The sequence below is a fragment of the Mesorhizobium sp. M4A.F.Ca.ET.022.05.2.1 genome (genome assembly GCF_003998845.1).
Classification (GTDB): domain Bacteria; phylum Pseudomonadota; class Alphaproteobacteria; order Rhizobiales; family Rhizobiaceae; genus Mesorhizobium.
The window spans coordinates 1-11507 of the sequence record NZ_RZOJ01000170.1; the positions used below are offsets into that span (position 1 = coordinate 1).

The following is an 11507-nucleotide window of genomic DNA, read 5'->3' on the forward strand; positions in this document are numbered from 1 at the left end:
CTTATCGCCCTGCGCGGTGATGACGGATGAGGTCAGCGAGCGAAGGGTGATTTGGGAAAAGGTTTTCTCAGAGGGAGATTAGGGGAAGGCGGCGGGGTTGGCAAGGGGGATGAGACGCTTCGGCGCCTGCTCCTCCATGGCGACCGACGACGGGCACTGGGCGGTCTAGCCTGCTTGCGCTGGCTGGGCATCCTGCGCGGGAGCCTGCGGATTTCTTGCAAGTCGCTCTGCGATACCCCAGCGGCTGACCCTAAACTTGTTAAGCGGGTTCTCGAGCGCGATCTGCTGGAGGGCGCTGTTGGCCTTTCGCATGATCTGGATGTTGAACTCGTCGGGATTGAGCAGGTTGTTGTACTGAGTGAGGCCGGCACGCATTGCTCTGAAGTTGTCGCCTTTGTGGAGTTTCAGAACCCGGACATATTCCTCGACGGGAAGCGCTGCCAACCGCTCAGTAATATTCCTGTTGTGGCCTTCGTCGGCCAGCAATAGGAACAACTCCTCTACCGGGGGCGCCGGCTTCTGCCCCGCGTCCAATTTTAGGAGCCTCGATTTAATATCCTGATCTAGCCTAGTCCCGAACAGCTCCACGTCGTGGAAGTCGTAAGCGCCCTTCACCTCTTTCCGGGCCTCGAGGTAAAGGTCAAGCAGTTGGTCGCCAGCGGCGTTCCGGTCCAGGTCTCGGAACATGTTCACCACTGCGAGCATATCGTTGAGCGAATAAAACTTCCCATACTTTGTGATGCATTCCGTGAATCGTTCCAGGTGGACATCCAGCTCGCCGTCGAAAGAGTTGTGAAAATCCCGCCATATGTCGCGCAACTCTATGGAAGCTAAATCGGCTTCGACGCGCTGGTTTAGCTCGGCGGCATGAGCATCGATGATCGCTTTGGTGAAAAAGCCGTCCTCGATGCCACTAAGCAGGGCTACATCAAACTCATCTGTGTGGCTGTACCCGTAATTTGCAATAAGCTGCGTCCATTGCAGTTCCTTGGGTGTGAATTCCCCCTTCTCCTTCGCAATATAGTCAGAAAAAATCCCCCTTCTGCGAACCAGAAAATCCTTGCTGGGCGCAAATTCTGGCTGAAGGTGGCACCATCCCATCAGCACAAGAGTGAGTGCGACACTCTTAAAGACGCCCGGCGCATACCCTTTCAAAAGCGGCTCGATTTGTAGAACGAACGAATGTAGTTTGCGGATGACCCGCACGTTGTCGATCCCAAGCTTCGTCACGTTATTGCGGACCATCTCGGCGACTTCCGCGGAACCTTCAGGGTCCTTCAACGCGATTGTGGCACTTTCTTCGGGGGTAGGCTTAAAGCGCAGGTTTATATCGACAACCTTCTCCAAATAGCTCTCAAACTCGTCCTTGTCCTCCAACTGCTCATCATTCAGCAGCAGGACGATTTTGCAGTCTCGGTCCTCCTTAAGCTGGGATATCAAGCCGAGAACGTCAGCGCTTCGGAGGCTTTCGCCCTTCCGCTCTAGGTCGTCTATACAGATCAGGCGTTTACGGATGAAGAGGGACATCAGTGATACGCCAGCGTTGACGTAACCATCTCCAAAGATCCCGCCAAACCAGGAAGCACCACGGGTAAGCTTGGCGAGTCCCTCTTGGTAGATGCTATTCACGTCTTCGGGATTGAACTCCTTCCCGATACGCTCGCGGGATATTGTCTCGTGGATCAGTTCCTGCTTCACGTCAGAAACGCTGTTTATTCCGAACAGGGAGACGGAGGCATATTTCTCCAAAGCGATGCCGCCTGGCTTCGTCGCCGCCTCCTCTAGGGCCGTTTTCCACGTATAGGTTTTGCCGGTGCCCCAATTCCCCCGGACGCAGAGAACCGCGGGCTTTGGAGACTTCAGGAAGCTGGCTATCTGCTCCCGCACCAACGCTGTTGACACTTTCAATCCCTCCTACCGGGGCTAGACGCCTGACTCAGGCCAAAGACACGATGTGCATCACATTGACCAAAAATTTCACTGGGAATTAGCGGGCACCTGAGCTTACTGGTGCCTATATAAATCACCATTGTTCACTAAATTTCGACTCGTGATCTTCTCCTGTGCAGGATTCTTACATGCGGCGAACCCGAGCAAAGATAAGCGAAGCTGATCGCCGCTTCGTTATTGGACAGTCAGGTGGGCGCTGCAACAAATGCCGCCGAGAGGTGTTCGTTGAAAACGAGCTTGGTGAGAAAGCTCGGTTGGGCGATGACGCCCACATCGTCGCATTCTCCAACATTGGGCCGCGAGGAACGTCTTCCAAATCTGACCCGGATCGCGCTTGCGCACAAAACCTGATCCTGTTGTGTAAGACGTGTCACAGTGAAGTGGACCAGCAACCAAAAGGATATTCCGTAGATCGATTGCTTCAAATGCGCGAAGACCATTATTCCTGGATTGAATCATCTCTGGGAGCCGGGCCCGTCCAGCGTCCCAGATTCCATTACCTATCCTACATCAACGTTCCGCGAGCCGACATGTATGCAGTGGTAAATTCCATTGCGAAGCCAACAGTTTCTTTCGGAAACGCAACGTCAATCAGAGACCTCGGCTTCCAGGCAGGGCGCTTCATGGCGTCTTACACTGACGTGTTAAACCATGAAGAACTCTACGCAAATGAACTCACCGATGATACGAAAATCGACGAGATTAGGATTGGGTCTTATTGGTTTTCAGGGCCTTCGCTTTTTCGGAGCAAGAAGATACGCGATCAATCCGATCCCACTTCGGCCTGGAAAAGGCTCGAATGCGTTATCTACAAGAATTTCGGCGAGTGGAAGCTATTCTGCCTGATCGATCCTCGATGGATAACAACAAATACCGCATACGCCACCTTAAGTGGAGGGATATTGAAGGTGATGGGTTTGGTGCACATCAAGCAGGTCGATCTACGCAACCAAATCGCAATAGCCTCGCCACTATTTCTTGGCGCTCCAGACAACGGGATTCTCAAATGAATGGGAAGTACCGAATCGCTTTGAATCACTTTGATCAAATTGCCCTCTCTGAAACGCGGGAGTGGGGGGATCTACAGTGGCACGGAGAAATCACGAACTGCGACGTGTGCTCCCGACCGATGGAAGATCAGCAGTACATGATCGATGGGCCAGCATCGGCACAACCCGATCCGCCATGGGGAAATTTGTGTGTAGTATGCGCGTTCAAATATTCACCAACCGTGGGCTGGGGAAAGGCGCAATTGTACGAAAAATCCAGCTCTGGTCGTTGGCAGCTGGCTTCGGGTGGCCCCCCGCGGGAGCTTGCAGAAGATGATTGGCCCTAGTCACTCCGGCTTGGCAAGGGAACCGGCTCAGAACTAAGCCTACATGGCCTCACTGCTTAAAACAGTGCTCGCGGTGCCATCGCAAGAAGCGCGGATGCGGGCGTTCGGACTGTCGGCGCGGCGACAGCGCGCGGCGCGTCTTGTTTATGAACCCCTGCACACTCTCGAGGTCATTGACCTGACGCGAGATCAGGATTTCCAGATCGTCGGAGAGGCTGATTAACCCGCGATCGAACATCCAATGCGCCGTACCAGACAGCGCGATCCCATTGTTGATGATATCCGGACCATTCTGTTCGACCGGCCGAATATGGGCGGCGGAAACTTCTGCCCGGCCGCCGCCGTTTATCAGCCTCAATCCAGTGATCGCACAGCGCTCGTCATAGGCGCGTAGGACGATACGGCGGAAGATGCGGTCCCTGACTATGCGCGAGCCAAGGTAGCTAACGCGGCTGCGTGTCTGCTCGAACTCGAATGGCGCCTGCTCTTCCTGAAGGCCGGTATCGACCTCATCGACGCGCGGCAGCAGCAATTCGTCGGTATCCAGACCGAGATCGACGATGCGACTGAAATCGGCTGGACTGATGGCGCGGACGGCCGATTGGGCGCGACCGGAAATCTTTCCCTCGTCGTTCAGCAAGCCCCGCTCGACCAGACCATCGGTTCCGTTGAATGGAACAGGATTGACGAAGTCGAGGTAGGTGCCGGGCTCGATCAAGGCAAGGTACATGCCCCGCGCTGTAAGATCGGGAATGACCTGCTGGACCTTGGCCATGGCGAAATAGCCGCGAGTCTCGCTTACCTTGCTGGGTTCGTAGTAGATGATCCAGTCGCCGACGCATGCTTCGACACGGCGCAGATACTGGCGAGGGAACTGGTATTGCTCAGCGGGGCTGTCGTCGTAGATCGAATCCGAGCGGTGAATGAAGACCCCGAATCCCATGATCTTCTACAATGCTTCCGTGGAAGTGCCTCAGAGCGGATACAGCCTGAAATTGAAAGCTTAGTCCAGGCCGGCGCAGGTTTTCCCCTAGTATCGAGCACACGGGTGCGATTCCACCCCACCCCGCTGAGCGCCAGTACCTGGCTCTACGTCCCCTTCACGATTCTCGGCTTGGTCTGTCGGCGGGATGGAGCCGGGCTTTCGATGGTCAAGGCCAGCCGCTTCTCGTCCTCGATGGCGCGGTCGACTGCCTCGATTTCCTCCTGGAGCGCCTTCAGTTGGGCACCGTAGCTGGAGCCATCGCTGTCTCCGATCTGGAAGCCACTTGCCCGCATTGCGTCGCGCGTATGGTGCACGTTACGGACGCCTTCGCGTCGAGTTGCGACGAGGATTTCCCTGAACTCTCCAAGACGTTCAACGTGACTGCGAGTCATTGCGTTCTCCTATTTCGTCGTCATCGTCGCCGACGGCGATGCAAAACGGCCAAACTTACGGCGCAGAAGGTCTAGGAGACTAAAGGAGATACTCTCGACAAAGCATGAGTGCGGAAGCTCAAATTTGAACGTTTGCAACAAGGTGATTCCAGGCGCGCCTCTCAAACCAGCATCGACTGCTGGGCGAAGATGCCCGCCATCGCGCCTTGCCACGATGCCGTGGTGACCGAGGGGATCATGGGGTTAGTGAGGTCGCCCGCGGCGTAGATGCCGGGCATGCTGGTTTCGCGGCGCTCATCAACCTTGAGGACGATGCCAAGGGGTGTAGCGGCCGTGGCGAGGCCCAGTGATTCATGCAGGCCGGCGGACGGCTTGTTGCGCGGATGTGCGAACAGAATGTCGACAGCGACATCACGGCCGGAAGCGAGCTTGAGGGTGGGATTACGGCCGCTACGACGGGTGATTTCAGTGATCCGGCCATCGACGATAGGTGTGTTGCGACGCTCCAGATCGGCCCGGATATCGGTCGGGATGTCGTGACCATCGGCGAAGACCGTCAACCTGTCAGTCCAATCGTGGAACAGCCTGGCCTGATTGTGCGACTGCGGGCCGGACCAGACGAGGCCCCAATGCTGGCCGGCGACTTCAAAGCCGTCGCAATAGGGACAGGGCACGATGGACGTGCCCCAGCTTTCGGCAAACCCCGGCACATCGGGCATCTGGTCCGTGATGCCATAGCTCAGGATCAGCCGACGCGCCCCAAGGCTTTCGCCATCGCCCATGAGGACGGAGAAATCGTCGATGCCGCCGGAGACTTTGTCGGCCCGAGCGTTGACCAGACTGATCGCAGGATAACGCGCCAACTGCCGGCGCGCCTCGGCTAGGATGTCCAGCGGCGGCTTGTGATCGTGACCAAGCATACCATGCGAGTGGCCGGCGAAGCGGTTGCGCGGCAGGCCAGTGTCGAGAACGGTGACCTTGCGGCGGGCACGGCCGAGTTGCAGGGCGGCGGCAAGGCCAGCAAAGCTGCCGCCGATAATGATGACGTCATCCATGGTGATGGGCTCCGTGTTGCGGATGAAGCGGGTTGGGCTGAGCCTGGCGCGCAGAATCGTCCAGCGATGCGCATTCGATATCGGTGGGCGGCCAAGGCAATCCTGATTTGGAGGACACGATAAAATCCACTCTTGGAATTTCTGAAACTGCGTAGTATCGTAATTCATGAATAACGATACTGTCAAGGACTGTAATTGAGATGACCGAAAATAGTCGAGGCCGGCGTGGCCGGCCCGCCAATGAGGCGCTTGGCCAAACCATTGTCGACACCGCAGGCGAACTCTTTGCAGAATTGGGTTTTCAAGCGACGACATTGGACAAGGTCGCCCAGCGAGCGAAGATATCGAAGCTCAGCATTTACAAGCACTTCGAGAACAAAGAGGCGCTGTTTGGCGCGGCCTTTGCGGCCCGCTGTCAGCAGCTAATCCCACAGGCGCTTTTTGAAGGCGTCGATGGCTCGGCCGAGGATCAGCTTATGGCGGTGGGATCATCGCTGCTTCGCACGCTGCTGCGCCCAGACGTCCGCAACGTCGAAGCCATGGTCATGGCCGACACGCCGAACCAAAAGTCGTTGAGCAAAGTCCATTACGAAGCCGGCCCTGCCCATATCGTCGCCCAAATCGAGACCCTGTTACGTCAGTTGCACGCGAAGGCGGTGCTGAACGTACCCGATCCTCTCCGGTCCGCCCGCTTGTTTGCCGCACTTTTCAAAGGCTCCGATCTTCTGATTATTGCACGATTTGATGAGGCGAGAGCAGAGGACGATGACGAAATCGAATCCTATTGCCGGTCGGCTGTCGCCATGTTCATCGCGGCTCACGGTCGCAACGAACACGCGGGCGGATAGCCGGGACGAGGCCGCGATGGACTACTCGCTTGATATTTTGAACGCGTGCACTGACTCAGCGCGAGATCGGTGTCCGGAATGCGCCAGGACCGGACATTGCATGGCTGGCATGTGGATCATGCCCCCAGCTTGTCGAGCAGGGTCTTGGCCTCTTTCAGATCGAGCGTGTCGAAGCCCTCGGTGAACCAGCCGTAGGTCGGCGCCAGCAGGTCATGTGCCTCGGCGCGCTTGCCCTGTTCGGCCAAAAGGCGCGCAAGCGATGTGGCGGCGCGGAGCTCCCAGGATTTGGCACCTTGCTCGCGAGACCGCTCGATCGCCTGGCGGAACGAGATTTCAGCCTCGCGGCAATCGCCTGGTTCCGCGGCAGCGCATAGGGCACCCCGGAGCCGCAGCAATTCGGCATGGCACCACTGCTCGCGGGTCCGGCTCACCTGGTCGAGGGCCCGATCGATCAGGCGCACGCCGTCGGACGCGCGATTGACACTGCCTAGCACCTCGCCGAGCAGTCCCATCGCGTATGCCTGCGTCACGTGCGTTCCGACGGCCTGCATCCGGGCCAGGCTATCCTCAATCTGGGCGATCGCCCGCTCCTTATGGCCCTGCTTCGCCGAGAGCCAGCCCTTCTGCTGGGCGGCCATGGCGGTCCAAAAGGGATACGCCTGCTCGGTCGCGAAGGTGAGCGCACGGTCGATCCGCTCCTCGGCTTCGGCCACCTCGCGTCGGAACAGTCGTAACCATGCTGCCCATGTCAGCACATAAGCGCGGCTGAAGGGGTGCGCCAATCGCTCGGCCAAGACAAGGGCGTCTTCCATCCGGGCCAACGCCTGGTCGGGGTAGCCGAGGTGCCAAAGCACCGCCGACCCACGACACAGGCAAATCGGTCCGGGATCCTGGCCGTAGAGGGCGAGATGCGCTCGATGTCGCTGTGGGCGATACGATTCAGAGGCCAGCTCCAGATGTTTGCGTGCCTCCCTGAAGTCGCCGCGCCAGGAAAAGCCGACCCCCCGAGCATAGTGGGCTTCGACCACCCACACGGGATCGTTGCTCTGCCGGGCAAGGTCAAGAAGCCGTCCGCTCAGCTCGTGCGCCGACGTGAGTTCGGCGCGCGTGGCCGAGTAGATGGCCAGGCCGAGCAGAACCGGGAAGACGTCCGCATCTTCCGGCATCAGCTCGCAAAGGCGGCGCGCGCGAGAATATACCTGCTCGACCTCGGGATTTGCGTAGCCATCCTGGCGGCGAGCACGCGGCCCAGCACCGTTAGCGCTGCGAGCTCGCGCCGCTGGCGCTCCGGGCCCGCAGGGAGCGTTTCGATCAGGTTCAGCGCTTTCTGCAGATGGCTCTGGGCCTCATCGTTGGCCGAACGGTCGTTGGCGCTCTCTCCCGCGCGCTGCCAATAGCCGATGGCCTGAAGCGAGAGGCCTGCAGCCGTATAGTGCTGAGCCACGATCTCGGGCTCGTGTTCGACGACCTCGCCGAAATGCTGCTCGAGCGCGTGGGCGATCCGGGTGTGCAGTTGCTGGCGCCGACTGCGCAGCAAGGTGGCATAGGCGGCATCTCCCACCAATGCGTGCTTGAAGATGCACGTCGCATGCGGCGGCCGACCGCGCGCGATCACGAGCTCGGCGCCGATCAGCTGGTCGAGGGCGCCCTGCAGTTCCCGTTCCCCGCGCTGCGCGACAGCCGCCAGCAGCTCATAAGAGAATTCGCGGCCGATGGCGGCGCCAATCTGCGCAACCTCCCGCGCCGGCGCCACCAGCCGATCGAGCCGCGCCACCAGAGAATCCTGCAGGGTTGCAGGGATCGCCAACGGTGGCAGCGGGCCCGCGAGCGCGTAACGGTCGCCTTCATCGGTCAACACGTCGGATTCGATGACCGCCTTGGTCACCTCCTCGAGGAACAGGGGCACGCCGTCTGTCTTGGCCACCATCTGCTCAAGCAACCCGTCCGGCAGCGCCTTGCCACCGGTCAACCGCTCCACCAGGGCGGCACCCTGCCGGTGGCTCAGGCGGTTCAGCGCGAGCGAGGTGACCCGCGGGTGGCCGATCCACCGCGGCTCGAACTCAGGGCGGAAACTGAAGACCGCCAAGACTGCAAGGCGGGGGATCTGCGGGACCAATCGGTCGAGGAGCTCCAGCGACGTTGGATCAATCCAGTGGATATCTTCGAAAACCAACAGCACGGGCTGGCGGGCCGCCAGGCCAACAAGCTGCCGGATCAGCGCCTCGAGGGTCAGCTCCTTCTGGCGCTGGGGGCTGAGGTTCAGGGGTGCGTAGCGGCTGCCCACCGGGAGCGAAAGAAACGCCGACAACAAAGGGGCGTCGTCCCGGACCTTGTCTGTGGACCGCGCCAGGAGGCGCTCCAGCTTGTCGAGTTTCACGCTCGGCGGATCGTCTGGGTGGAAGCCAGCCGCGCGGGTGAGTTGGACGATCGACGGGCGAAGGGCGCTGTTTGCGTGGAACGGCGAGCACTGGCAGCGGATGCGGATGTGCGGCCGGTCGCGCAGGCGCTCGCGCAGCGCCTGAATCAGGTGCGACTTGCCGATGCCGGGCTCACCGGAGAGCAGGACCACCTGCCCCTCCCCGGACGCGGCCTTGCTCCAGAGCTCCGCCAGCAGAGCAAGCTCGTGCTCGCGCCCGACCGTGGGGGCGAGGCCGCTCGTCGCGCGCGCTTCGAACCGGGTCTCGGCGGCACTCTCGCGAAGCACTCTCCACGCGCGGATCGGGGCGTCGAACCCCTTCAGCTCGTGCAAGCCGAGGTCGGCGAACTCGAACAGCCCGCCGAGCAGTCGGCGCGTCGCGAGCGGGATCACGATCTCGCCAGGCCCCGCCAATGCCTGCAGCCGCGCCGCCAGGTTCGGCGACTCGCCAACCACCGTTTCCTCCTGCGCCGCTCCTTCGCCGATGAGATCGCCCACCACCACCAGCCCCGTTGCGATGCCGACGCGTACCGCAAGCCCACCTTGTGCCGGGATCGCGAGCCTTGCGATCGAATCAACGATCGCCAGCCCAGCCCGCACGGCTCGCTCCGCGTCGTCCTCATGCGCCTTTGGATAGCCAAAATACACCAGCACGCCGTCGCCCATGTATTTGGCCACAAACCCGCCAAAGCGACGCACCGCCTCGGCAACGCACTTCTGATAGGCCGCAATCACCTCCCGCAAATCCTCAGGGTCCATTCGCGCCGAGAGTGCCGTCGAGCCGACAAGGTCCGAGAACATCACGGTGACCTGACGGCGCTCAGCGGTGTCCTTCGCGGCATTGTCGATTGCCAGAGGCGCATCGGATAACGTTGGTGCAGCTACTTGAGCGCGCAAGGCTGCGATGGCGTCGAGCAGCTTACGACGATGTCCGACAAATCCGACGCCAAGATCCTTCAGGTCCTCGGCCGTCAACGTCGGCAGGACCGTGTCGTCGATCTTATTCTCGCGGAAGGCGGCCTCATACTGTTCGAGGCCATGCCTCCGCAGCCAATCTCCGACGTCCATGGCGGCGCCCCTGGCTTGCCTACCCACGCATGATCCACCAGGGGAGACAGCCTGTCTAGGACCGGGAACCCACCTACAACTTCCTAAAGAAGCCGGACAGAATATTCGGACCCGCTTCGCCGGGGCGCAGCCTGATGCCGTCCTCGAATGAGTTCAGCGTCACGCATTCGAAGCCGTTGTGCGCGAGCAGCGCCACCAGCGAGTCGCGATCGAAGTGGTGCAGGTGCTCGTTGGGAAGACGCATACGCCACGTTCGGAACCACGCGTCACCGTCGGCGCCGAGCTCGCGCCAGCGGCAATAGGGAACGGCGACGGCCAGGTGCCGGGTCTTAAGGCGGCCGAGGAAACCCAGATCCGGGATGTGTTCGAGCACGTCGAACATGGCGACGAGATCCCACTGGCTGGCGAGCGCCTCATCCCAATCGACGAAGCGAACGCCCTTGGGCAGCGGAAACTCGGCGATGTCGCAGCCGGCGCAATCGGCGACCCCGGTTATCTTCGCGGCTTCGACGAAGGTGCCGGTGCCGTATCCGATTTCCAGCACGGACCGAGGAACCTCGCCGGTGATGCCCAGCACCCAGCCAAGCCGCTGGTATCCGAGCTTGATGGTCCGGTCACTGAGGTCCTCGTAATAGGAAATGTACTGCTTGTCGTACTTGATCGGTGTGAAGTCGATCTGGCGGATCACGCCAAACCGGTCCACCTCGTAGTTGTCCAACATGAGCCAGCCGCCTCCGGATGCCGAACTCCTTACACGGCGGAGCTGAACGCGAGGTAACCGGCCGGGCTGGCCCAAATCCCGGCAAAAATGGCGGCGCCAGCCCCCCACACCGGCCGCTGCGCGGCCGCCTCTCCCCAATTCATAGGGGAGAGGAACCCAAGCCTTTCAGGGCCGCGACCACGGTGGTTGGCGTTTCCTCTCCCTCACAAAGCGGGGAGTACCATATGCGATGCCCTGCCATCTCACTCGACCTCACGCCGCGCTCCACCCCGCGCGCCGCTTCCCCACAGGGCGCGCTGGAACACATTCCGCTTGACCTTGCGCGGCACGAGCTCGATGTCGCTGACCAGCTTGGCGCCGCCCTTGCGGCGCTCGAGCGTGATCTTGCGGCTGTGGAAGGCTTCCAGCTCGGCGCGGTGCGCCACGCTGATGATGGTGACCTTGGGCAGTTCGTGGATGATGGTCTGCATCATCTTGTCCTGGCTCTTCTCGTCCAGTGCCGAAGTCGCCTCGTCGAGCACGATGATATCGGGGCTGTGCAAGAGCAGGCGCGCGAAGGCGAGGCGCTGCTTTTCGCCACCCGACAGCGTCTGGTCCCATGGCGCATCTTCCTCGATCCTGGCAGCCAGATAGGCGAGGCCGACCTTGTCGAGGGCGGCGTTGATCTCCTTGACCGTCCAGTTGTCGGCGGCGGCGGGATAGGCGACGGCGCGGCGCAGCGTGCCGGAAGGGATGT

General features: G+C 60.6%; 10 protein-coding genes. 2 read left to right on the forward strand and 8 right to left on the reverse strand.

The features are described from left to right. Positions 1–165: 165 nt before the first annotated feature. Complete coding sequence (locus tag EN745_RS18905; RefSeq protein ID WP_127421987.1) at positions 166–1902, reverse strand: hypothetical protein; 1737 nt, start codon at positions 1900–1902, stop codon at positions 166–168. Between the two features lie 176 nt (positions 1903–2078). On the opposite strand from EN745_RS18905, the gene EN745_RS18910 reads away from it, so the two are divergent. Further along, the gene (locus tag EN745_RS18910) at positions 2079–2960 is read left to right on the forward strand and encodes a hypothetical protein (RefSeq protein WP_127421988.1); all 882 of its coding nucleotides are present in this window, start codon (positions 2079–2081) and stop codon (positions 2958–2960) included. Between the two features lie 375 nt (positions 2961–3335). On the opposite strand, the gene EN745_RS18915 is transcribed toward EN745_RS18910, so the two are convergent. From EN745_RS18915 to EN745_RS18925, 3 genes are all read right to left on the reverse strand, one after another. After that, complete coding sequence (locus EN745_RS18915) at positions 3336–4229, reverse strand: HNH endonuclease (RefSeq protein WP_127421989.1); 894 nt, start codon at positions 4227–4229, stop codon at positions 3336–3338. A 146-nt stretch (positions 4230–4375) separates the two neighbouring features. Further along, positions 4376–4663: a hypothetical protein gene (locus tag EN745_RS18920; protein ID WP_127421990.1), complete on the reverse strand. Its 288-nt coding sequence runs from the start codon at positions 4661–4663 to the stop codon at positions 4376–4378. A 161-nt stretch (positions 4664–4824) separates the two neighbouring features. Further along, on the reverse strand, positions 4825–5718 hold the full coding sequence (locus EN745_RS18925; protein WP_127421991.1) for an NAD(P)/FAD-dependent oxidoreductase: 894 nt from the start codon (positions 5716–5718) through the stop codon (positions 4825–4827). A 200-nt stretch (positions 5719–5918) separates the two neighbouring features. Between EN745_RS18925 and EN745_RS18935 the strand changes: the two genes are divergently transcribed. Then, positions 5919–6566 (forward strand): TetR/AcrR family transcriptional regulator, encoded by a 648-nt coding sequence (locus tag EN745_RS18935; RefSeq protein WP_127421992.1) that lies wholly within the window; start codon positions 5919–5921, stop codon positions 6564–6566. A gap of 116 nt (positions 6567–6682) precedes the next feature. Here the strand turns inward: EN745_RS18935 and EN745_RS37650 are convergent, their stop codons facing one another. From EN745_RS37650 to EN745_RS18950, 4 genes are all read right to left on the reverse strand, one after another. Continuing rightward, positions 6683–7732, reverse strand: a complete 1050-nt coding sequence (locus EN745_RS37650; protein WP_348630966.1) for a hypothetical protein — start codon at positions 7730–7732, stop codon at positions 6683–6685. Continuing rightward, positions 7732–10050: an AAA family ATPase gene (locus EN745_RS18940; protein WP_348630967.1), complete on the reverse strand. Its 2319-nt coding sequence runs from the start codon at positions 10048–10050 to the stop codon at positions 7732–7734. The genes EN745_RS37650 and EN745_RS18940 overlap by 1 nt, the downstream gene beginning before the upstream one ends. 73 nt (positions 10051–10123) lie before the next feature. Further along, positions 10124–10771, reverse strand: coding sequence for a class I SAM-dependent methyltransferase (locus EN745_RS18945; protein WP_127421993.1), 648 nt, complete (start codon positions 10769–10771; stop codon positions 10124–10126). A 242-nt stretch (positions 10772–11013) separates the two neighbouring features. Then, on the reverse strand, positions 11014–11507 hold a 494-nt coding region (locus EN745_RS18950), incomplete at its 5' end, for an ATP-binding cassette domain-containing protein (protein WP_127421994.1).